Raw genomic sequence first — 20,939 nt, forward strand, 5'->3', positions numbered from 1 at the left:
AGCGGGTTTGTGTGGGCGTGGGACTTCGCCGAAATGATGATGGCGAGCAAGCTGCTCGCCATCATCATGGTCCCGATGTTGCCCGGGACGGCCGGAACAGCTTAGTTGGCGCCGCCGAGCGCCTGCAGGTTGGCGCAGAATTCGGCGTGCGGCTTGCTCATCGCCGCATCCTGGCATTCCTTCATCATCGCGCCCTGCTTGTCCTTCGCCATTGCGTCCCAGGCGGCCTTGAACTCGGCCTTGGGCTTCATCGTCTTCATGCTGGCGTCGGTGAAGAAGGGCTGCATGTTGGACGGTTCGTCGAGCGCGCCGGCGAACGAAACGCCGCTCAAGACGGAAAGTGCAAAAGCGCCGAGGCAGATAGCTTTGATATTCATGGTAGGATCCTTCTCTGGAGTTGAGCAATCGTCCCATCGACGACCGCGGTAATGATCGGCAGCAATTTAAACCTCTGTGGTTCCTCCTTGCCGAGATGGACTTTGCTGCAACCGGCCGCCAACTTGCCAATGCCATCTGCGTATGGAGTTTATGCCGGTTCTGCATCCAGACGTTGATGGCCTGGACTTGCGGCTAGTTGGCGCCACCCAGCGCCAGCACGTTTGCGCAGAACGGCGCATGGGCCTTGCTCATCGCCGGGTCGTTGCAAGCCTTCTTCATTGCGTGCCGATCTCGCTTTGGCGTGGCACGCCACGCCTTCTTGAACTCAGCCATCGGCTTCATCGTCTTCATCCCGGCATCTTTGTAGAACGACGGGAAAGATGCCAGGTCGCTGAGGGGATCGGCGGACGCGCCTCCCGCAAGAACACCGAGAGCAATAGCCCCCAGATACAAGGTTCGTATTTTCATGACCCGCTCCCTTTAGCTGTTGAACAATCGCCCACACGACAGTCGCGGGGCCTGGTCAGGGCGACCAACCACGTTGGTTCGCCTGGCTGGCAGAATCGTGCGACGCGCGCGCGATTGCAGCCAATGCAATCTGCCTATGGAGTTCATGCCACCTTGGCATTTCGTCGACAGAAGAAGTTGCGGCAGTCTTTCAATCAAACGCCCAGCCTGGCGTTTTGGGATGGAGACTGAAAATGCATATCCAGACCGGAACCGAGACCGACCAAGCCGTCATTGCAAGACCTGCAGTGGATGACCGGCAGGTCGTGGACATTGTCCTGGCCAGCGACGCGCACGGCGCCTTCGTCTGGGGCGTCCTCGACCGCTTGCTTGACGAACCCAGCCTTTCCATCGGCAATATCACCGCGTCCGGCTTCGGCGCGATGGAGGCCGCGGTTCTGGCCTATGGCCTGGCGCTGGGCGGCCGGCGCGGCGCGCGGACCGCGCTCGCCAACTTCTGGCGACGCGTCAGCCATGCATCGATGTTTACCGCCGATGCGGCAAATCCGCTGCGATCGATCCTGGAGCAGTCGATCGATATTGCGGTGATCCGCAGCAAGAGCCGCCCGCTGCAACTGAGCATCCTGGCCTCCAATGCCCGCACCGATGCGGTGAAGATCTTCGCCGGCGATCAGGTGTCGATCGACGCGATCCTGGCGGCCGCCACGATCCCGTTCCTCTTCCCGGCCGTCGAGATCGACGGCGAAACCTATTGGGGCGACGGCGACCTTTCGGCTTCGCTGGCCCTGCCGTCGGATACCAGCCATCGACTGCTGGTCACCGGCAAGCCGGCACTGTTCATGACGCCGTGCGCGGATCGTCGCCCCGCCGCCACTCCTTGTGCGATGAAGTGCGCCCCAACCCATGCCATCTTCGACAGCCAACACCGTGCCGGCGCGGCCCTGTTCACGAGGCCCTGGACCGACTGGGGTGAGCTGACCGACATGCGTGACCGGGGACGCGAACGTGCCGGGGACTGGCTTTTCGCCGAGCACTCCGTCGCAGACGAATGCTCGGCCGCCGACGGCAAGAACCGATACATCTAGGCGCCTCCTTCCCGCCTAGCCGCGCCTGCTTCGCAGACTCCGAACGCAAGCGCCAAGCCCTCCGGTGCCCCCGCCGGAGGGCTTTTTGCGTGCGGCCTCTTCAACATAGTGGCCGCGTATCAAATCCATGCCGAGACAGCATTTCAGCTCGCCATCCGGATCGGGGACACTGCTTGCAGACAGGTCGCAAGGCCAGTCTTTCCCTCGAAACGCAAACAGGAGACACGACCGTGATCAACACCAGGACCCTTATCGGATCGGCCCTCGCGGCCGCCACTTCGCTCGCCGCCACGGCGGCCTATAGCGGCCCCGCCGCCAAGCCCAGTTTCTCGTTCGAGAAATGCTACGGCGTGGTCAAAGCCGGCCAGAATGACTGTCAGACGGCGACGCATTCCTGTGCCGGCACCGCCACCGCCGACAACCAGCCGGATTCCTGGCTCTACGTGCCCGCCGGCAGCTGCGCCAAGATCGCCGGCGGCAGCGACAAGCCGAAAGCCTGAACCATCCGGACTTCCAGCCACCCCTTGAAAGGAGCCGACCGATGCCCCGTGCGTTTCAACCCCTCGCGATTCCCGCATCGGCGGGCATCGGTCTTCGCTCCCCACACATCGGTGAAATGCTGACCCGAAGGCCTTCCGCTGGCTGGCTCGAGGTTCATGCCGAGAATTACATGGGAGACGGCGCCGGCGTCGAAGCGCTGGAACGGTTGCGCCAGACCTATCCGCTGTCGGTGCACGGTGTCGGCCTGTCGCTGGGCAGCGCGCGAGGAGTGGATCGCGATCATCTGGAGCGGCTGCGCAGAGTCTGCGAGCGCTTCCAGCCCGATCTCGTTTCCGAGCATCTTGCCTGGAGCGTCGCCGACGGCGCCTACCTCAACGATCTCTTGCCGCTGCGCTATGACGAAGAGGCGCTGGCGATCGTGGCGCGCAATGTCGCGACCGTCCAGGACAGGCTGAAGCGCCAGGTGCTTATCGAGAATCTGTCCGCCTATGTCGCCTTTACCGACTCGTCGATGAACGAGGCCGAGTTCCTGAGCGAACTGGTGGTGCGGACGGGCTGCGGTCTGCTGCTGGACGTCAACAATGTCCAGGTCTCGGCGCATAATCTGCAATATGACGCCAAGGCCTTCATCGATGCGCTGCCGGCCGATGCCATCGGCGAGATCCATCTCGCCGGGCATGCGCTCAACCGGGTTGGGGCCGACACCGTGCTCATCGACGATCATGGCTCGCGTGTGCCGCCGGTCGTCTGGAGCCTCTACCAGCATGCCATAGGCCGGCTCGGGCCGCGCCCTACCCTGATCGAATGGGACACCGATGTCCCCGTTCTCGATGTGCTGCTTGGCGAAGCCATGTGGGCCGACATGCTCAGCGCTTCGATCATGTTCGACCGCAAGCGGACCGCGAGACAGACGGCGGCGGCCAAACCCCAGCCACAGTCCACACTCGTTTCCATCGAAGCCGAGGCGAGGACAGGCATGCCGGTGCTTGCGGCATTTGCCGTCGCCAGGGCCGGACCGGCCGTGCCGTTGGCATTGCCACCAATACAGGGAGGATATCATGCTGCCGCTTGAACACCTGCAGACCACCATGGCGCGCTCGGTGCTGGCCATTGAGCCTTTGGCCACGGCGAAAATTCTGACCGCCGGCAAGGCCGATCCGCTGGCGCGCCTGCGCATCTACCAGAACAACACCCGCAGTTCGCTCACCGCGGTTCTGATGGCGGTGTTTCCCGTCACCGTGCGCCTGGTCGACGAACGCTTCTTCCGTTTCGTGGCGAGCGAGTTCATTCGACGTCATCCGCCGGTGGAGTCGCGGCTGGCGCGCTACGGCGCCGGCTTCCCGCGCTTCCTGAAAACGATCGACACGCTTACCGATATGCCTATCGTCGCCGAAACGGCGCGGCTCGAATGGGCCATTGCCGAGGCACTCGACGCGGCCTCGCTACCGCCTCGGACCCTGGCGGAATTCGACAATACCGATCTGGGGCCATCGCCCGATGTCCTGTTGCAGCCTTCGCTGCGATTGATTGTCTCGCACTGGTCGATCCTGTCGGTGTGGACAGCGCATCAGCAGGACGCAGTCATCGACCAGCACAGCGCCTGGACGAGGCGACCCGAACGCGTGGCGTTGTGGCGTGCGGGCGACAGCGTCCGGCTGGTTCTGCTCGATCGCGCGAACTTCGCCTTGCGGCATTCCCTGAAGCACGGTCTTGGGCTGGAGCACGCAACAAGCCGTGCCCTCGCCCTCGATCCGGCGTTCGATCTCGTGGCCGCACTCATGCGCCTGTTCGATGACGGGCTCGTCACAAACCTGCGCATCGCCGCACATCCCCGCTCGAACTGATGGAGACAATCATGACCGCATTTTCAGATCATTCCTCGACCAGCCCCGCCGGCTTCGTCGGCTTCTACCGGCGTATCATGCAGCTGCCAGAGCGCATTCCATTTTCGCTGGTTCAGCTCGCGGTCCGTGTCGCGGTCGCCCGTGTCTTCTGGCAATCCGCACAGTCGAAGCTGGCATCCTGGCCGGTGACGCTGCAGCTCTTCGCCAATGAATACAATCTGCCGTTCATCGATCCGTCGATCGCGGCGCCGCTCGCAACGGCCGCAGAACTTACCGGCTCGGTCCTGATCTTCCTCGGATTGTTCTCACGTCTCGCGGCCCTGATGCTGCTCGGCGTCGTCTCTGTCATCCAGATCTTTGTCTATCCCGAGAACTGGGCGGAGCACCTGCTGTGGGTGTCTTTGCTGCTTCTCGTGCTGACACGGGGCGCCGGTGTGCTCTCGCTCGACTACGTCGCGGCGCGGGCTCTCACGGCGTCTGGAAAATGAGCATTTCGACCCAGTGGAAAAAGCCCGGTGCGCATCTTCATCGTTCACGCCCACCCCGAGCCCAACAGCTTCAACGGCGCCCTGACCCGCGCGGGGCAAGCGGCGTTGTCCGGGGCGGGACACGAGGTCGTTGTCTCCGATCTCTACGCCATGGGCTTCAATCCGGTATCGGATCGTCGCAACTTCACGACGGTGCGCGACGCGAGCTACTACCACCAGCAATCAGAGGAGGCGAACGCGGCTGCCCATAACGGGTTCTCGCCGGACATCCAGGCCGAGATGGACAAACTCTTCTGGTGCGACGCCTTGATCCTGCAGTTTCCGCTCTGGTGGTTCGGGCTGCCGGCAATCCTCAAGGGCTGGGTCGACCGAGTGTTCGCGTCGGGTGGCCGCATCTACGGCGGCGGCAAATGGTATGATCGCGGTGTCTTCGCAGGGAAGCTCGCGATGTGTTCCGTCACAATTGGCGGCCCGCCTCCAATCTATTCGAGCCGCGGACTAAACGGGCCAATCGCGGAGATCCTGTTCCCAATCAACCACGGGATGCTCTACTTTGTCGGCTTCACCGTGATCGAGCCCTTCCTCGTGCATGCACCAGCGCGCATTGGCGACAGCGAGCGCCAGGAGTGGCTCGTTCGATACCGCGAACGCGTCCTCGGCCTCGTTCGTGCCCCGACGATTGCTTATCCGAAGCTCGCAGACTTTGACGACACCTATGTCTTGAAATCGATATGAGAGAGGCCTGGCGCTGTTCGCCAGGACAGAGGACCGCGCGCTGGCCACAGCCGCAGGAGATTAGTCTAAAGGCTGAGTGGGTCCTTGGCGTCCGGCGCCATCCGCCAATCATACTCCATGACCGCCTTGACGAATGCGGAGATAGCGGGCGACGGCGAGCGCTCCGCGACGGACACCAGCGACACTTCGCGCACGATCTCGGGGTCGACGACCAGCCGGTGGCAGACGCCGGGCTGGCTGGCCGAGAATTCCGCGATGAAGCAGACGCCCATGCCGGCCGCGACCATGGCCAGGATCCAGTCCTCGCGCTCACTGCGATAGGCGCTTCTTATCTCGAAGCCGAGATCCTTGCAGAGTTCGTCGATATGGTTGCCGTACTCGCAATTGATGCGCTCCAGATAGGGCTCGCTGCGCACATCCGTCAGCTGAAGCGTGTTTCGGGTCTCGAAAGGATGACCGGTCGAGAAGGCGAGGCCGAAGCGTTCCATATAGACGGGCTCAGCCTTCAGCCGGGGGTCGAAGGGCTCTGGCCGTGCCAGCAGCGCGATGTCCAGCTTGCCCTTCAGCAGCAGATCAGTGAGGTGGTCGGCGGCGCCCTCGATCACGGTCACTTCGATGCCGGGATAGCGTTCGCGAAAGGCGTTGAGGAAACCGATGAAGCGCAGCGGGCCGATGGTGCACATCACGCCCAGCGTCACCGGCGCCGTCTCGAGCGACAGGAAGCTCCTGGCAGTGCGCTTGGCGTGCTCCGAGCGCTGCGCGATCTCGTCGAGGTGACTGCGCATCAGCAAGCCGAAATCGCTGAGCTGGACATGGCCCTTGTCGCGATGGAAGAGGAGGCCGCCGAGTTCCGCTTCAAGCTTCTGGATGGCGCGCGTGAGCGCAGGCTGGGTGACGTGCACGAGGTCGGCCGCGCGACGGAAGTTGAGGGTCTGGCAGGCGGCCAGGAAGTAGCGAATCTCGTGCATTTCCATGACACATCCCCGCTGATGCCCGGCATGCATCGCCGCAATCAGAAATCAGCATTATCGACGGCTCCTATCCTTAGGTAAACTTTCTCCGCTGTCCATGGCGAGGCCCGGCGGGAGCAGGCTTGTCGCCCTTGGCGAGTGTTTGGGATCGAGCTGGAGGAGAAAGCCGATGCTGGAGCGCAACAAGGACAATCAGCCCGATCAGGAAAAACTGGAGGCGCTGCTGGGAAGGATGGTCGGCGATCTTGGCGCCATCACCACTGGGGCCGCTGTGCTGCTGGGAGACAGGCTTGGCCTGTTCTCGGCGATGAGCGAAGGCGGCAGGATGACGGCCGGACAGCTTGCCAAAAGGACGGGCACGCAGGAACGGCTGGTCCGCGAATGGCTCTCGGCACAGGCGGCGGCAGGTTATGTCGAATATGACGAGGCCGGCGACAGCTTCTACCTCAGCCCCGAACAGGAACAGGTTTTCGTCAATGAGGACAGCCCGGCCTTCATGGCCGGCGCGTTCGAGGTTGTCTCGACGCTGTGGCTCGACGAGGAGAAGGTCAGGCAGGCCTTTCGCTCCGGCAAGGGGCTCGGCTGGCACGATCACAGCGCGTGCCTGTTCCGCGGCACGGAACGCTTCTTCCGGCCGGGCTACAATGCCAATCTGATCGGCTCTTGGCTGCCGGCTCTCGACGGGGTGGTCGAGAAGCTGGAGCGGGGCATAGACGTCGCCGATGTCGGCTGCGGCCATGGCGCCTCGACCGTGCTGATGGCGAAGGCATTCCCGAACTCACGCTTCACCGGCTTCGACTATCACGCCCCGTCGATCGAACGCGCCCGCGCCGTGGCAAAAGAAACCGGCGTCGCCGGCAACACCCGCTTCGAGGTGGCGCAGGCCAAGGATTTCCCTGGCACCTATGACCTTGTCGCCTTCTTTGACTGCCTGCACGACATGGGCGATCCGGAAGGCGCGGCCAAACATGTGCACAAGGCGCTTAAGCCGGACGGCACCTGGATGATCGTCGAGCCCTTCGCGAATGATAAGCTTTCCGCGAACCTCAATCCGGTCGGCCGCATCTACTACGCCGCATCGACCTTCATCTGCACGCCGGCCTCGCTGTCGCAGGAGGTTGGACTGGGGCTCGGCGCGCAGGCCGGCGAGGCAAGGCTGCGCAAGGTGGTGTCGGGCGGCGGGTTCAAGCGGTTTCGCCGAGCCACCGAGACACCGTTCAACATGGTCCTCGAGGCTCGCCCTTAGGGTTCATTGTGCAAACAATTGGAGGAAGGCATGACTGCTTACAACGTCGTTCGGTTCCGTACCAAGCCCGGCAAGGAACAGGCGTTCATCGATGCGCACAAGAACGCGACCCTCGACGTCAAGGGTTTCCGTAAGGGCGCGCTCGTCAAGACCGGTGACCGGACCTTCTGCGTCGTCGGCGAGTGGAACGACATGGACAGCCTCGCGGCGGCACGGCCGCAAATGATCGGCCTTCTGGATACGATGCGCGACATGCTGGAGGATCTCGGCGGCGACCTCGGCGTGACCGATCCCGTCTCGGGAACGGTCGTTGCCGACTTCGCTACCTGAAGGGCCGAGCCGCGGGCTTTGCGTGCACACTGCTCGACCAGGGCGGCCAGCCAAAAAAAGGTTGGCGGTCAAGTCGGCCGGAATGACAAGCGGTGCGAAGCAGATCCGCCTTTGTGCACGCCGTTCTACGCTCAAGCCCTCTCCCTTTTTTAAAAGATCTTTCCTTCATAGGGGACGTGGCGCAGATCAGACACCAGGACCGTCAAAAAGTTGCGCTTTAAAGGGAAAATCGCCGCAAAAAAGTATTTTGACGTTTCACCGACTATGGGGACCAATCGAACGATCTTTTGCACCTTACTGCGTCCGACGGCGTCCCCAAGCCGTCTCGAAAAGTGCCGTCACCGCTTCAACTAGCGCATTTTTTCGGCCCAAAATCAACGGTCATGGCGGGCCCGGAGGATATATTAGAATCTTTGATTTTATTGAGTTTTTCGTGAGCCAAACTTAGAAATCTTCCCCTATCGTTCCGCATGGTCCCGTGGCGCCATAGGGTCACTTTAGCCTAACCTCCTTTGCGAATGTTCGGAGCCATGCTCCAGAACGGCCGTCATGGGGCCGTTAGCGGTCTGCCCGCCTATCGATCACGGATGGCCATAAGCTGCCATTCGCCACCTAAGTTCGTAGGTCACCAGAACCGCTCCTCCTCACGGAAATGCCGAGGTGCCCGTGGAACAGCGCGACGAAATCGCGTTGACCCAGAAGCCGGATGGCCTTGTCTAGCTTGGCTGCTAGGTCGAGGCACGCTCCCCCGATAGAGGTCGCCGGGGTGACTTTCGCATGCGGCTGACGTTGCCTGAACATCTCGTATTTCGCGTGATTCCGTCCATGCCGCCGATGAAGACCGCCGCGCTGAACTCGGGTTCCTTGAACATATGACGAACCGCTCCACGACTTTGTCTCGGGCGGTTGCAGACGAGAAGCGGAGGTCCGGCATTACGGCTCACCGTGCCAGCAGGCGTTTACCTGCCAAGCCAGGCGACAATTCCACTTGCCAAATTATGGTAGAGTGATCATACCAGTATATAAGATGATGATCGAGCGATGATCACCCAGAATCCAAGGGAGCAAGGCCAGATGACAACGATTGCGCTGTTTGGTGCGGGCGGGAAAATGGGCTACCGGCTGTCGACCAATTTTCGCGGATCGGGCTACACGATCCGCCATGTCGAGATCAGCGAGGCGGGCAAGGAGCGGTTGAAAACCGGTCTGGGCTTCGACGCGGTCGGCGTCGATGAGGCACTCGAGGGCGCCGAGGTCGTGATCCTGGCGGTGCCGGACACGCATATCGGCAAGGTCGCCGCCAGCATCGAAAGCAAGCTTGCGTCAGGCACGATGGTGATCGTGCTGGACGCGGCGGCCCCTTTCGCTGGTCACCTGCCCGATCGTCCCGACCTTACCTATTTCGTGACCCATCCCTGCCATCCGCCGATTTTCAATGACGAGACCGACATGGCCGCCAAGAAGGACTTCTTCGGCGGCGTCAAGGCCAAGCAGCATTTCGTCAGCGCCCTGATGCAAGGGCCGGAGGAAGACTACGCCAAGGGTGAGAAGATCGCCCAGATCATCTGGGCGCCGGTGATGCGCTCGCACCGGGTCACCGTCGAGCATATGGCGCTGCTGGAGCCTGGCCTTTCGGAGACAGTGTGCGCTTCGCTGCTCGTCGTCATGAAGGAAGCACTCGATGAGGTGGTGGCGCGCGGAGTCGACCGGCAGGCCGCACTCGATTTCCTGCTCGGTCACATGAATGTGCTCGGCGCCGTCATCTTCGGTGAGACCAAGGGCGTGTTTTCCGATGCGTGCAACAAGGCCATCGAATTCGGCAAGCCGGTACTGATGCGCGACGACTGGAAGCGCGTCTTCGAGCCGGAGGAAATCGCCGCCAGCATCCAGCGCATTACGTGAGTGGGCGCGCCTTCCTCCACAGTACCAACACGCGCGGTTAGATACAGATCATCTGAATTAGTGATTGACTCATCATACCAGTTGGCTAAGCTGTAAATGTACTCGGATTGATCGTTCTTTGCGGGGACAAAGATATCGAAGCGAGCGGAGGATGGCGGGGAGCGGGCGCGAAAATCGGTTCGGTCGAAAAGCCTGCAAACGGCTGCCGATCGAGGCGGCGTGCGCCGCTGCACTGCCTAACGAATTCAAATGGAGACAGAGGCCTCGACTGGTCGAGGCCCGTGTTTTTTAAAGGGAGGACTTCATGAAACTTACTCGCAGAATGACGCTTGCGGCTTTCGCCGGCGTGCTGGCACTCGGCACGGCGGCGCCGGCCTTCGCGGCCGACTTGATCGCCATCATCACCCCCTCGCACGACAATCCGTTCTTCAAGGCGGAAGCCGTCGGCGCCGAGGCAAAGGCCAAGGAGCTCGGCTACGAGGCGCTGGTGCTGGTGCACGACGACGACGCCAACAAGCAATCCGAACTGATCGACACCGCGATCGGCCGCGGCGCCAAGGCGATCATCCTAGACAATGCCGGCGCCGACGCCACCGTCGCCGCGGTGCAGAAGGCCAAGGACGCCGGCATCCCCTCCTTCCTGATCGACCGCGAGATCAACGCCACCGGCGTTGCCGTGGCGCAGATCGTCTCCAACAACTACCAGGGCGCCCAGCTTGGCGCCCAGGAATTCGTCAAGCTGATGGGCGAGAAGGGCAACTTCGTCGAACTGGTCGGCAAGGAATCCGACACCAATGCCGGCATTCGCTCCAAGGGCTATCATGACGTCATCGACGACTATCCGGACCTGAAGATGGTGGCGCAGCAGTCGGCCAACTGGAGCCAGACCGAAGCCTATTCCAAGATGGAATCCATCCTGCAGGCCAATCCCGACATCAAGGGCGTGATCTCCGGCAATGACACGATGGCGATGGGTGCCTATGCGGCGCTCGCAGCCGCGAACCGCAAGGATGTCATCGTCGTCGGCTTCGACGGCTCCAACGACGTGCGCGACTCCATCACCTCGGGCGGCATCAAGGCGACGGTGCTGCAGCCCGCCTACGCCCAGGCGCAGATGGCCGTCGAGCAGGCCAACGACTTCATCAAGAACAAGAAGTCGCCCGAGAAGGAAAAGCAGCTGATGGACTGCGTGCTCATCAATGGCGACAATGCCGCGAAGCTGGAAACCTTCGCGCTGAAGAACTGAGCCGGCGCAACGCAAACAACGAGGGGCGAACCCAAGGTTCGTCCCTCGCCGCCATTTGAATGGGAGGCTTTGACCGCCATGCTCAGTAAGCCGATCGGGCCGATTAAGGCAACTTGGCCGATACTCGCGCTTGTCGCCGGCATCGGCCTCAGCGCCTGCAAGATCCTGCCGACGCCATCGGCGCAAGGCGGCGCAGGCAACGTATCCGGCTTCAATGCGGACAAGTTGGTCGAGGAAATCTGGGCCTCGAAGGTCATCCCCCATTTGCAAGAGAAGGCCGGGCCATTTGCCGAGGTCCATGCTCTGGCGAAGACCGACCAGGCGGCGGCCGGCGCCAAATACGGCAATCCCAAGAAGCAGGCGAATTCGCCATGGACCTTCGCGGTGCGCGTCGAAGGCAAGATCATCGCGGCCAACACCCAGTCGCGCGCGGCAACGATGGACATCGACGTCGACGGCGACGGCAAGGCGGATGCGCGCGTGCAGATCGGGCCAGCGATGCGTGGAACCGCACTGCGAGACAGCCTCGATTTCGTCCAGTTCAACGATTTCACCAACCAGATCGACTTCGCCCAGTTCGGCAAAGCGTTCAACGCCTATGTCGACAAGACCGTGCTGTCCAAGCTGCCGCGTGAAGCGCTGGAGGGCCGCACCGCCAAGGTGCTCGGCGCCTACACCATCGAAGGCGGCCAGGACCTGCCATTGGTGACACCGGCGGAGGCCGAGATCGGGCCAAAGCCATGACCACGGCACTTGATCATGACGTCATCCTGAAGCTGGAAGACGTCTCGAAAGTCTATGCCGGCACAATCGCCGTCAAGCAGGCCAATTTCGAGGTGCGTAAAGGCGCCGTCAATGTGCTCGTCGGCGAAAACGGCGCCGGCAAATCGACGCTGATGAAGATCATCGCCGGCGTCGAACAGCCGACGGCCGGGCGCATCCTGCTCGACGGAAACGAGATTTCCTTCTCCTCGTCAGGTGATGCGATGAACCGCGGCATCGGCATGGTGTTCCAGGAGCTGAACCTGTTCGGCAACATGACAGTCGCCGAGAATATTTTCGCCACCCGCGAGATTACCAATCGGTTTCGCAAGATCGACCGGAAGGAGCAGGAGCGGCGGGCCGGCGAATTCCTCGATCGGCTCGAAGCCGGTATCCGCCCGGACATGCTGGTCGAGGATTTGCGCATCGGCCAGCAGCAGCTGGTCGAGATCGCCAAGGCTGTCTCGCTCGACGCGCGCGTCCTGATCATGGACGAGCCGACGTCGGCGCTGAGTGCGACGGAAGTCGAGATCCTTTTCAAGGTGATCGCCGACCTCAAGGCGCGCGGCGTGGCGATCGTCTACATCTCGCACCGGTTGGAGGAGCTGATCCGCATCGGCGACTACATCACCGTGCTGCGTGATGGCCGCATCACCGGCCAGGAGGAAGTGAAGAAGGTCGACACGCAATGGATCGTGCGGCAGATGATCGGCTCGGACGCCAAGGATTTCGCCAAGGCCGACGGCCATGTTCCAGGCGAGGAGATCTTCCGCGCCGAGGACATCTGCCTGCCGCGCGTCACCGGCGGACTCGCGGTCGACCATGTCTCGCTGTCGCTGCGCGCCGGAGAGATTTTGGGCATTTACGGCCTGATGGGCGCGGGGCGCAGCGAGCTGTTCGACTGCATCATGGGCCGCCACGGCCATGCCAGCGGCAAGATCTTCATCGACGGAAAACAGATCAGGGAACGCGATACGACGCGGCGCATACGGCGCGGGCTGGCGCTCATTCCGGAAGACCGTCAACGCGAAGGCCTGGTGTCGATCCTCTCGGTCGCCAGCAATCTGACGCTGGCGAGCCTGTCGCGCTTCGTGCGCCTGTTCCATATCCGTGGCGGCGCCGAGCGGCAGGCTGTCAGGCAGATGGTGCGGGAACTTTCGATCAAGGTCGCCGATCCGACGCAGGAAGTCTCCTCGCTGTCCGGCGGCAACCAGCAGAAGGTGGTGATCGGCAAGGCGCTGCTCACCGGGCCGAAGGTGCTTTTGATGGACGAACCGAGCCGCGGCATCGATGTCGGCGCCAAGGCCGACGTCTTCCGCACCATGCGCAAGCTGTCGCGCGATGGGCTCGGCATCCTCTTCGCCACGTCCGACCTCGACGAAGTGATGGCGCTGTCCGACCGGATCGCGGTGATGAGCAATGGCAAACTGACCGGCATGTTCGACCGCGCCGAAGCGAGCGAAGCCGCGATCGTCGCCGCATCGGCGCTCGGCCACGGACCCGCGCATCTTGCCCCCGCATATGGAAAGCAAAGCTGATGACTGACATTCCGGCCAGGGCGGCTCACTCTTCGGCCTCCAGCGGCTCCGCGCTGCTGACGCTGATGAAGCTCAGGACCTTCATCGCGCTGATCGCCGTGCTGGTGTTCTTCTCCATCGCGGCGCCGAACTYCCTCTCGGCCGCCAATCTGATCCTGATGGCCAAGCATGTGGCGCTCAACGCCTTCCTCGCCATGGGCATGACCTTTGTCATCATCACCGGCGGCATCGACCTTTCGGTCGGCTCGATCGTCGGCCTGTGCGGCATGGTGGCCGGCTATCTCGTGCTCAACGGCATCGACCTGCAGATCGGTTACACCATCTATTTCAACGTGATGGAGATTGCATTGATCACCCTGGCGGTCGGCATATTGATCGGCGCCGTCAACGGACTGCTGATCACCAGGCTCAACGTCGCGCCCTTCATCGCCACGCTCGGCGTGCTTTATGTAGCGCGCGGCCTGGCGCTGCTGTCGTCCGACGGCCGCACTTTCCCCAACCTTGTCGGCAAGCCGGAACTCGGCACCACCGGTTTCGGCTTCCTCGGCGCGGGCCGGCTCGTCGGTCTGCCCGTCTCGATCTGGATCCTGGTCGTGGTGGCGCTGGGCGCGGCCTATCTCGCCCGGTACACGCCGCTCGGCCGCCACATCTTCGCCGTCGGCGGCAATGAGCGCGCGGCACGCATCTCGGGCGTGCGCGTCAACATGGTCAAGATGTTCGTCTACATGTTCTCCGGCTTCTGCGCGGCGATCGTCGGCCTGATCATCTCGTCGGAGCTGATGGCCTCGCATCCGGCGACGGGCGAGAGCTTCGAACTGAATGCGATCGCCGCGGCGGTGCTTGGCGGCACCTCGATGTCGGGCGGTCGCGGCACGATCGGCGGCACTATCGTCGGCGCCTTCGTCATCGGCATCCTGTCGGATGGGCTGGTGATGATGGGCGTGAGCTCCTTCTGGCAGATGGTGATCAAGGGTCTGGTCATCATCGTCGCCGTCGTCGTCGACCAGGCGCAGCGCCGGCTTCAGCAGCGTGTCACCCTGATGCAGATGGCAAGGGCGGGTTGATCATGGGGAATTTGAGCGGAGCGCTGATCGGCTGCGGCTTCTTCGCCGTCAACCAGATGCATGCCTGGCGCGACATAGAGGGCGCCTCGATCGTCGCCATCTGCGACCGCGATCCGGAGCGGCTCAGGATCGTCGGCGACCAGTTCGGCGTGGCGAAGCGCTATACCGATGCAGCCGCGCTGTTCGCAGCCGAGACGCTCGACTTCGTCGATATCGCCACGACTGTCGCCAGCCACCGGCCGCTGGTCGAGATGGCGGCCGCCCACCGCGTCCCGGTGATCTGCCAGAAACCTTTCGCGCCGACGCTGGCCGACGCCAAGGCGATGGTCGCGGCCTGCGCCAAGGCCGGCGTGCCGCTGATGGTGCACGAGAATTTCCGCTGGCAGTCGCCGATCCAGGCGGTGCGCGCCGTGCTCGACAGCGGGGCGATCGGCACGCCTTTCTTCGGGCGTATCTCCTTCCGCTCCGCCTATGACGTGTTTTCCGGTCAGCCCTATCTGGCGACGGGAAAGCGTTTCATCATCGAGGATCTCGGCATCCACATCCTCGACGTCGCGCGTTTTCTGCTGGGTGACGTTTCGAGCCTCACCGCCCGCACCGCGCGCGTCAATCCGGCCATCGCCGGCGAGGATGTCGCCACCATGCTGATGGATCACAAGAGCGGCGCCACTTCGGTGGTCGATTGCAGCTACGCGACCCGGCTTGCGGCAGAGCCGTTTCCCGAAACGCTGATCGAGATCGACGGAACCGACGGCACGCTCCGGCTGGCGCAGGGTTACCAGCTGACCGTCACCGGCAAGAGCGGCACAACGGTCAGGGATATCTCGCCGCCGCTTCTGCCCTGGGCCTCGCGGCCATGGCACAACATCCAGGAAAGCGTGCTGGCGATCCAGCGGCACTGGGTCGACTGCCTTGCATCAGGCAAGGAGCCGGCGACCTCGGGCGCAGACAACCTCAAGACATTCGCGCTGGTCGAGGCCGCCTATGCCGGTTCGGCAAGCCGACAGCCGGTGCAGATCGACGACCTGCTGAAATGACCTGGGATCACTTCCTCCTTTGCGGCACGCGCGCGGCGGAGAGCAAACCGGTTCGGCTGACTGCCGGCCCGCTCAGCGCCGATTTCGTCAACGGCAATCTGCGCACCATCCGCCACGGCGGCACGGAGGTGCTGCGTGCCGTCGCCTACATCGTGCGGGACCGCGACTGGGGCACCTACGAGCCAGTGTTGACAGATCTGACCATCGACCAGGGGGCCCATGCCTTCTCCGTCACCTACACGGCGAGTTGCACGGGGCCGGGCGGAAGCCGTCTCGCCTTCCGCGCCGTCATCAAAGGCTCCTCTGATGGTCGTCTGGTCTTCGATGTCAGCGCCCTGCCCGAAAGCGATTTCGAGACCAACCGTTGCGGCTTCTGCGTCCTGCATCCGATCGCCGGCCTCGCCGGCAGCCCGGTGACGGTGGAGCACACTGACGGCAGCGTGGTGGCGACGAAACTGCCAGACCTGATCGACCCCTGGCAGCCTTTCAAGGATTTACGCGCCATCACGCATCAAGTGCGACCCGGCGTCACCGCCGAATGCCGCATGGAAGGCGACGTCTTTGAAATGGAAGACCAGCGCAACTGGTCCGACGCCTCCTACAAGACCTATGTGCGGCCGCTGGCACTGCCTTGGCCCTATATGTTGCCGGCCGGCGAGACCAACCGCCAAACGATCAGCCTGCGCATTGCCGGCGACGGCACGATGCCGGCTGTCGCTGCAGGATCCGGCCCGGTCCGTGTGACGCTCGGCGAGTCCGGTCCGGTGCTGCCGGATGTCGGGGTGATCATCTATCCCGGCGGTGTCGAGACAGCGCTGGCGAAACTCGCCACCCTGTCGGCGCTCGGCCCGCAGCAACTGCTGTTTCACTACGATCCGACGCGCGGCCATGGGCTCGATGCCTTGCGCTCTTTCGCCCGGCTCGCCGCCGCTTGTCCCGCCCGCACAACACTCGAATGTGTGGTGGCGTGCACCGGCGATCTCGATGCCGAACTCGCACAGGTCGCCGGGCTGGTGCGCCAGGCGAGCCTGCGGCTCGATGCCATCGCGGTTTCGCCTTCGGTCGACCGCCAGTCGACGCCGCCGGGCAGTGCCTGGCCGCCCTGCCCTCCGCTGGAAGACGTCTATGCCGCGGCGCGCCGCGCCTTTCCCGATATCCGTCTCGGCGGCGGCATGTTCAGCTATTTCACCGAGCTCAACCGCAAGCGCGTTCCGGCCGGGCTGCTCGATTTCGTCACCCATTGCACCTGCCCGATCGTGCATGCCGCAGACGATCTCAGCGTCATGCAGTCGCTGGAAGCGTTGCCGTTCATCACCCGCTCAGCACGGGCGATCTTCGGCGACAAGCCCTACCGGATCGGGCCTTCAACCATTGCCATGCGGCAGAACCCCTATGGCGGCGCGACCAAGGACAATCCGCAGGGACAGCGCATCGCCATGGCGAGCCGCGATCCGCGCCACAACGGCCTGTTCGCCGCCGCCTGGACCATCGGCTATGCCGCGCGCATCGCGCCGGCGGGGCTGGAGATGCTGACGCTGTCCGGCTTCACCGGGCCGTTCGGCGTGCTGGCGGCATCCGGTGAACCTGCCGCCGAAGGATCACCGCGGCCGATCTTCCAGGCCATCAAGGCGCTTTGCGAGCTGGCTGGTCTTACCCATGTGTCCGCCAAGACAAGCGACGAGATGCGGATTGCGGCACTGGCCGGTCGCTCCGCCTCCGGCGAGACCATTGGGTGGCTGGCAAACCTGACGGCGGACAATGTCGCCGTCGATGCCTCCGCGCTTGGCCAGGGCCATCTCGTGATGGCGCCCTATGCCATTACCCGGATCGGCTAGACCTACTTATCGGAATTCATCACGTAGAGCGCGCGCGAGCGTTCGAGATGCTTGATCATGGCCTTTTCGGCGCCATCGGCATCCTTCTTCTCGATGCGGCCGATTATCTCTTCGTGCTCCGTCAGGGTGAACTGTTCCTTGCCGGTCCAGATCAGCATTTCGGTGTGATACTCCTTCAGCCAGCCGAGCATCGCCTCGCTGACAGCGACATAGATCGGGTTGCCCGATATCGTCGCGATCTGGGTGTGGAATTTCATGTCGGCGGAAATGAAGGCTTCGGAATCGCCGCGCGCGGCACGCTGCTCGGCGACGGTTGCCTTGAGCCGCTGCACGTCCTCGACTGTGGCCTTCTCGGCAGCTTCCCTGACCATGCCACGCTCGAAGAAGATACGCGCGGTCTTGAGGTGCTCGAGCGTGTCCTTCGACGACGACAGGATGATCTTGGCCGCGCCGTCGACCTGTTTGATGATCGACTTGGCGGTGAGCTGCAGCACCTTGGCCCGCTCGCCATGCGAGATGGCGACAAGGCCCATATTGCTCAGCGCCTGCATCGCCTCGCGAATGGCTGGGCGGCCGACTTCGAAACGCTCCATCAATTCACGCTCCGACGGCATGTCGTCGCCCGGCATCAACTCGCCGCTGGTGATCAGGCGCTTCAGCCGCAAGAAGACCTCGTCGGAAAGCTTGCGTCGGACAATCGGTTCCGAACGGTTCATCGTCGCGAATCACTCCCTTGACCCGGCCCTATCTAACACCGCCGCCACAATTCGCGGAAATGGCGGCTGTCGACCTCGCAAAACCTTCCGGCCCGGATATGTCTTGCAATACTTATGTACTCATTATACCAGATTTCAACTACCGGTGAACCTTTTTCGAACGCCTGGGCTTGAGACAGCGGACATGATCACCCTCACCTATCGCATCGAAACGTCTGAAAGCATCGAGGCCCTGGCGGCCAAGATCGCCAGCGATCAGTCGACCGGCACCTTCGTCGCGCTGCCCGGCGAAACCGAGGAACTGAAGGCCCGGGTGGCGGCGCGCGTCCTGGCGATCCGGCATCTACCCGACGCCGTGCAGCCCTCCATTCCGGAGGCCGGCAATGGACCATTCAAGCGCGCCGATGTCGACATCGCCTTTCCCTTCGACGCTATCGGCACCGACCTCTCAGCGCTGATGACCATCGCCATCGGCGGCACCTATTCGATCAAGGGCCTGTCGGGCATCCGCATCGTCGACATGAAGCTGCCTGATGACTATCGCGGCGCCCATCCCGGCCCGCAGTTCGGCGTCGCCGGCAGCCGCAAGCTGACCGGCGTCGAGGGACGCCCGATCATCGGCACCATCGTCAAGCCCGCGCTGGGCTTGCGGCCACCCGAGACGGCCGCGATGGTGGGCGAACTGATCGAGGCCGGCGTCGATTTCATCAAGGACGACGAAAAGCTGATGAGCCCGATCTATTCGCCGCTGGCCGAGCGGGTGAAAACGATCATGCCGCTGATCCTCGACCATGAGCAGAAGACCGGCAGGAAGGTGATGTATGCCTTCGGCATCTCGCATGCAGATCCGGACGAGATGATGCGCAACCACGATCTGGTGGCGGAGGCCGGCGGCAATTGCGCGGTGATCAACATCAACTCCATCGGCTTCGGCGGCATGGCCTACTTGAGAAAGCGCTCCAGCCTGGTGCTGCACGCCCATCGCAACGGCTGGGACATCCTCACCCGCCACCCCGGCCTCGGCATGGATTTCAAGGTGTGGCAGCAGTTCTGGCGATTGCTCGGCGTCGACCAGTTCCAGATCAACGGCATCGCTTCAAAATATTGGGAGCCGGATGCATCCTTCATCGAATCCTTCAAGGCAGTGACGACGCCGATCTTTTCGCCTGATGATTGCGCGCTGCCGGTCGCAGGGTCCGGCCAGTGGGGCGGGCAGGCGCCCGAGACCTACGAACGAACCGGCCGCACGGTCGACCTGCTCTATCTCTGCGGCGGTGGCATCGTCAGCCATCCGGACGGGCCAGGCGCCGGCGTGCGCGCCGTCCAGCAGGCCTGGCAGGCCGCTGTCGAAGGCATCCCGCTGGCGGACTATGCCCGCAGCCATGCCGAGCTCGCGCACTCGATCGAAAAGTTCGGCGACGGTAAGGCAGCGTGAGCGCGGTCATGCAGAACCTGCTGCTTAGCTACTATGGCGACGACCTCACTGGCTCGACCGATGTCATGGAGGCACTCGAGCTTGGTGGCGTGCCTACCGTGCTGTTCATGCGCCAACCCGACCAGCACCTGCTGTCGCGGTTTGCGCAGTGCCGTGCGGTGGGACTGGCTGGCACGAGCCGCAGCGAGACGCCGCAATGGATGGACGAAAACCTGGCACCGGCCTTCAAATGGCTAAAAACCCTCGAAGCGACGGTTTGCCACTACAAGATCTGCTCGACCTTCGATTCCAGCCCGGCGATCGGCAGCATCGGACGCGCCATCGAGATCGGCCGGCGCGTCTTCGACCAGAAGAGCGTGCCGTTGGTTGTCGGAGCACCTCAGCTCAAACGCTACACGGCGTTCGGAAACCTCTTCGCGGCGTTTCGCGGCACCTATTTCCGTATCGACCGCCATCCCGTCATGAGCCGGCATCCGGTGACGCCGATGAAGGAGGCCGACCTGCTCATCCACCTCCATCGCCAGACCGATCTCGGCTCCGGCCTTATCGACCTGGCGGCGCTGCAGGCGGATGGCCTTTCGCAAACCGTGGACCAGGCCTTGCAGGACAAGGAAATCGTCCTGTTCGACGTCGAAAGCCACCAGACGCAGACGCGCGTCGGCGAGCAGATCTGGCGGATTTGCGAACAAGGCCATGGTTTCGTCGTCGGATCCTCGGGCGTCGAATATGCGCTGCTCGCCGAATGGGCCGGCAAAGGCATCGCCGCAGGGCACGCGTCCTTCGTGCCGCCCGGTCCGGTGGACCGGCTCGCCGTCGTCTCGGGCAGTGTGTCGCCGACCACCGAGAAGCAGATCCGCTTCGCGCTCGCTCATGGATTCGACGGCGTCCAGATGGATGCCATGCAGCTGGTTTCGGACAGCGCCGGCGGGGCAATCGAGCGCGCCGTCGCGAGCGGCCTGGCGTGCCTGGCAGCAGGACGCAGCGTGATCCTCTACACCGCTCTCGGTCCGCAGGCCGACCGCAGTGCCGAGATCGACCATATCGAAGGCGCTCGTAACCGGCTTGGCCGGGCGCTCGGCGACATTCTGCGCCGGCTGGTCCTCGAGCAAAAACTCGGGCGCGCTGTGATCGCAGGCGGCGACACCTCCAGCCACGCGCTGGGACAGTTGTCCATCGATGCGCTGACCGTGCGCATGCCGCTGCCGCAATCACCGGGTTCACCGCTCTGCATTGCCCACGGCGGCGAGGTGGACGGCCTCGAAATCGCGCTGAAGGGCGGCCAGGTCGGAACCGATCGCTATTTTAGCGCCATTCGCGACGGCCTCGGAGGTTGACGGGATTACCTAGCGGCAAATGAC

The 20,939-nt window shown here is 63.2% G+C and carries 22 protein-coding genes; 17 read left to right on the top strand and 5 right to left on the bottom strand.

Going from position 1 to position 20,939, the window contains the following annotated elements; genetic code table 11:
* Positions 1-101 precede the first annotated feature (101 nt).
* Complete coding sequence (locus tag AC1DPX_RS21695) at positions 102-377, bottom strand: hypothetical protein (protein WP_027169812.1); 276 nt, start codon at positions 375-377, stop codon at positions 102-104.
* Positions 378-570: 193 nt separating this feature from the next.
* Positions 571-846 (bottom strand): hypothetical protein, encoded by a 276-nt coding sequence (locus AC1DPX_RS21700; protein ID WP_202355695.1) that lies wholly within the window; start codon positions 844-846, stop codon positions 571-573.
* A gap of 233 nt (positions 847-1,079) precedes the next feature.
* On the opposite strand from AC1DPX_RS21700, the gene AC1DPX_RS21705 reads away from it, so the two are divergent.
* The 6 genes from AC1DPX_RS21705 (at position 1,080) to AC1DPX_RS21730 (ending at position 5,499) form a co-directional block, all read left to right on the top strand.
* Entirely contained in the window at positions 1,080-1,931 is an 852-nt protein-coding gene (locus AC1DPX_RS21705) for a patatin-like phospholipase family protein (protein WP_477239470.1), read from the top strand.
* Positions 1,932-2,161: 230 nt separating this feature from the next.
* Entirely contained in the window at positions 2,162-2,431 is a 270-nt protein-coding gene (locus AC1DPX_RS21710; RefSeq protein ID WP_477239472.1) for a BufA1 family periplasmic bufferin-type metallophore, read from the top strand.
* A gap of 41 nt (positions 2,432-2,472) precedes the next feature.
* Complete coding sequence (gene bufB / locus AC1DPX_RS21715) at positions 2,473-3,504, top strand: MNIO family bufferin maturase (RefSeq protein WP_477239474.1); 1,032 nt, start codon at positions 2,473-2,475, stop codon at positions 3,502-3,504.
* Positions 3,491-4,276 carry an HvfC/BufC family peptide modification chaperone gene (locus AC1DPX_RS21720; protein WP_477239476.1) on the top strand — a complete coding sequence of 262 codons (786 nt, stop codon included), beginning with the start codon at positions 3,491-3,493 and terminating at the stop codon, positions 4,274-4,276. The genes bufB and AC1DPX_RS21720 overlap by 14 nt, the downstream gene beginning before the upstream one ends.
* An 11-nt stretch (positions 4,277-4,287) precedes the next feature.
* Positions 4,288-4,764, top strand: a complete 477-nt coding sequence (locus tag AC1DPX_RS21725) for a DoxX family protein (RefSeq protein WP_477239478.1) — start codon at positions 4,288-4,290, stop codon at positions 4,762-4,764.
* 27 nt (positions 4,765-4,791) lie between these two features.
* Positions 4,792-5,499 carry an NAD(P)H-dependent oxidoreductase gene (locus AC1DPX_RS21730; RefSeq protein ID WP_477239480.1) on the top strand — a complete coding sequence of 236 codons (708 nt, stop codon included), beginning with the start codon at positions 4,792-4,794 and terminating at the stop codon, positions 5,497-5,499.
* 65 nt (positions 5,500-5,564) lie between these two features.
* On the opposite strand, the gene AC1DPX_RS21735 is transcribed toward AC1DPX_RS21730, so the two are convergent.
* Complete coding sequence (locus tag AC1DPX_RS21735; RefSeq protein ID WP_477239482.1) at positions 5,565-6,473, bottom strand: LysR family transcriptional regulator; 909 nt, start codon at positions 6,471-6,473, stop codon at positions 5,565-5,567.
* Between the two features lie 166 nt (positions 6,474-6,639).
* Between AC1DPX_RS21735 and AC1DPX_RS21740 the strand changes: the two genes are divergently transcribed.
* Both AC1DPX_RS21740 and AC1DPX_RS21745 read left to right on the top strand, forming a co-directional pair.
* Positions 6,640-7,716 (top strand): class I SAM-dependent methyltransferase, encoded by a 1,077-nt coding sequence (locus AC1DPX_RS21740; protein WP_202355703.1) that lies wholly within the window; start codon positions 6,640-6,642, stop codon positions 7,714-7,716.
* A 30-nt stretch (positions 7,717-7,746) separates the two neighbouring features.
* Positions 7,747-8,046: a putative quinol monooxygenase gene (locus AC1DPX_RS21745; protein WP_477239484.1), complete on the top strand. Its 300-nt coding sequence runs from the start codon at positions 7,747-7,749 to the stop codon at positions 8,044-8,046.
* A 612-nt stretch (positions 8,047-8,658) separates the two neighbouring features.
* Here AC1DPX_RS21745 and AC1DPX_RS21750 read toward each other — a convergent pair.
* Positions 8,659-8,847 (bottom strand): SLOG domain-containing protein, encoded by a 189-nt coding sequence (locus tag AC1DPX_RS21750; protein WP_477239486.1) that lies wholly within the window; start codon positions 8,845-8,847, stop codon positions 8,659-8,661.
* 273 nt (positions 8,848-9,120) lie between these two features.
* On the opposite strand from AC1DPX_RS21750, the gene AC1DPX_RS21755 reads away from it, so the two are divergent.
* The 7 genes from AC1DPX_RS21755 to apnL all read left to right on the top strand — a co-directional run bounded on the left by AC1DPX_RS21755 (position 9,121) and on the right by apnL (position 17,430).
* Positions 9,121-9,948, top strand: a complete 828-nt coding sequence (locus tag AC1DPX_RS21755; RefSeq protein ID WP_477239488.1) for a phosphogluconate dehydrogenase C-terminal domain-containing protein — start codon at positions 9,121-9,123, stop codon at positions 9,946-9,948.
* 304 nt (positions 9,949-10,252) lie between these two features.
* Entirely contained in the window at positions 10,253-11,194 is a 942-nt protein-coding gene (locus tag AC1DPX_RS21760) for a D-ribose ABC transporter substrate-binding protein (RefSeq protein WP_202355707.1), read from the top strand.
* 78 nt (positions 11,195-11,272) lie between these two features.
* Positions 11,273-11,938, top strand: a complete 666-nt coding sequence (locus AC1DPX_RS21765; RefSeq protein ID WP_477239490.1) for a DUF2291 family protein — start codon at positions 11,273-11,275, stop codon at positions 11,936-11,938.
* On the top strand, positions 11,935-13,494 hold the full coding sequence (locus AC1DPX_RS21770) for a sugar ABC transporter ATP-binding protein (protein ID WP_477239492.1): 1,560 nt from the start codon (positions 11,935-11,937) through the stop codon (positions 13,492-13,494). Before AC1DPX_RS21765 ends, AC1DPX_RS21770 begins: the two co-directional genes overlap by 4 nt.
* Positions 13,494-14,558 (top strand): ABC transporter permease, encoded by a 1,065-nt coding sequence (locus AC1DPX_RS21775; RefSeq protein ID WP_477239494.1) that lies wholly within the window; start codon positions 13,494-13,496, stop codon positions 14,556-14,558. Before AC1DPX_RS21770 ends, AC1DPX_RS21775 begins: the two co-directional genes overlap by 1 nt.
* 2 nt (positions 14,559-14,560) lie before the next feature.
* The gene (locus tag AC1DPX_RS21780; protein WP_477239496.1) at positions 14,561-15,595 is read left to right on the top strand and encodes a Gfo/Idh/MocA family protein; all 1,035 of its coding nucleotides are present in this window, start codon (positions 14,561-14,563) and stop codon (positions 15,593-15,595) included.
* Complete coding sequence (apnL, locus tag AC1DPX_RS21785; RefSeq protein ID WP_477239498.1) at positions 15,592-17,430, top strand: D-apionate lactonase; 1,839 nt, start codon at positions 15,592-15,594, stop codon at positions 17,428-17,430. The genes AC1DPX_RS21780 and apnL overlap by 4 nt, the downstream gene beginning before the upstream one ends.
* Positions 17,431-17,432: 2 nt before the next feature.
* On the opposite strand, the gene AC1DPX_RS21790 is transcribed toward apnL, so the two are convergent.
* The gene (locus tag AC1DPX_RS21790; RefSeq protein WP_202355713.1) at positions 17,433-18,146 is read right to left on the bottom strand and encodes a transcriptional regulator NanR; all 714 of its coding nucleotides are present in this window, start codon (positions 18,144-18,146) and stop codon (positions 17,433-17,435) included.
* A 184-nt stretch (positions 18,147-18,330) separates the two neighbouring features.
* On the opposite strand from AC1DPX_RS21790, the gene oiaX reads away from it, so the two are divergent.
* Positions 18,331-19,581 carry a 3-oxo-isoapionate-4-phosphate decarboxylase OiaX gene (gene oiaX, locus AC1DPX_RS21795; protein ID WP_477239500.1) on the top strand — a complete coding sequence of 417 codons (1,251 nt, stop codon included), beginning with the start codon at positions 18,331-18,333 and terminating at the stop codon, positions 19,579-19,581.
* A gap of 8 nt (positions 19,582-19,589) precedes the next feature.
* Positions 19,590-20,915, top strand: coding sequence for a four-carbon acid sugar kinase family protein (locus AC1DPX_RS21800; RefSeq protein WP_477239824.1), 1,326 nt, complete (start codon positions 19,590-19,592; stop codon positions 20,913-20,915).
* Positions 20,916-20,939 lie beyond the last annotated feature (24 nt).

This window comes from Mesorhizobium sp. 01N446 (genome assembly GCF_056399285.1).

Excerpts from the sequence above, each read along its gene's own strand:
- AC1DPX_RS21695 (WP_027169812.1), bottom strand. The coding sequence starts at position 377 with ATGAATATCAAAGCTATCTGCCTCGGCGCTTTTGCACTTTCCGTCTTG.
- AC1DPX_RS21700 (WP_202355695.1), bottom strand. The coding sequence starts at position 846 with ATGAAAATACGAACCTTGTATCTGGGGGCTATTGCTCTCGGTGTTCTT.
- AC1DPX_RS21705 (WP_477239470.1), top strand. The coding sequence starts at position 1,080 with ATGCATATCCAGACCGGAACCGAGACCGACCAAGCCGTCATTGCAAGA.
- bufB (WP_477239474.1), top strand. The coding sequence starts at position 2,473 with ATGCCCCGTGCGTTTCAACCCCTCGCGATTCCCGCATCGGCGGGCATC.
- AC1DPX_RS21720 (WP_477239476.1), top strand. The coding sequence starts at position 3,491 with ATGCTGCCGCTTGAACACCTGCAGACCACCATGGCGCGCTCGGTGCTG.
- AC1DPX_RS21725 (WP_477239478.1), top strand. The coding sequence starts at position 4,288 with ATGACCGCATTTTCAGATCATTCCTCGACCAGCCCCGCCGGCTTCGTC.
- AC1DPX_RS21735 (WP_477239482.1), bottom strand. The coding sequence starts at position 6,473 with ATGGAAATGCACGAGATTCGCTACTTCCTGGCCGCCTGCCAGACCCTC.
- AC1DPX_RS21740 (WP_202355703.1), top strand. The coding sequence starts at position 6,640 with ATGCTGGAGCGCAACAAGGACAATCAGCCCGATCAGGAAAAACTGGAG.
- AC1DPX_RS21745 (WP_477239484.1), top strand. The coding sequence starts at position 7,747 with ATGACTGCTTACAACGTCGTTCGGTTCCGTACCAAGCCCGGCAAGGAA.
- AC1DPX_RS21750 (WP_477239486.1), bottom strand. The coding sequence starts at position 8,847 with ATGTTCAGGCAACGTCAGCCGCATGCGAAAGTCACCCCGGCGACCTCT.
- AC1DPX_RS21755 (WP_477239488.1), top strand. The coding sequence starts at position 9,121 with ATGACAACGATTGCGCTGTTTGGTGCGGGCGGGAAAATGGGCTACCGG.
- AC1DPX_RS21760 (WP_202355707.1), top strand. The coding sequence starts at position 10,253 with ATGAAACTTACTCGCAGAATGACGCTTGCGGCTTTCGCCGGCGTGCTG.
- AC1DPX_RS21765 (WP_477239490.1), top strand. The coding sequence starts at position 11,273 with ATGCTCAGTAAGCCGATCGGGCCGATTAAGGCAACTTGGCCGATACTC.
- AC1DPX_RS21770 (WP_477239492.1), top strand. The coding sequence starts at position 11,935 with ATGACCACGGCACTTGATCATGACGTCATCCTGAAGCTGGAAGACGTC.
- AC1DPX_RS21780 (WP_477239496.1), top strand. The coding sequence starts at position 14,561 with ATGGGGAATTTGAGCGGAGCGCTGATCGGCTGCGGCTTCTTCGCCGTC.
- apnL (WP_477239498.1), top strand. The coding sequence starts at position 15,592 with ATGACCTGGGATCACTTCCTCCTTTGCGGCACGCGCGCGGCGGAGAGC.
- AC1DPX_RS21790 (WP_202355713.1), bottom strand. The coding sequence starts at position 18,146 with ATGAACCGTTCGGAACCGATTGTCCGACGCAAGCTTTCCGACGAGGTC.
- oiaX (WP_477239500.1), top strand. The coding sequence starts at position 18,331 with ATGATCACCCTCACCTATCGCATCGAAACGTCTGAAAGCATCGAGGCC.
- AC1DPX_RS21800 (WP_477239824.1), top strand. The coding sequence starts at position 19,590 with ATGCAGAACCTGCTGCTTAGCTACTATGGCGACGACCTCACTGGCTCG.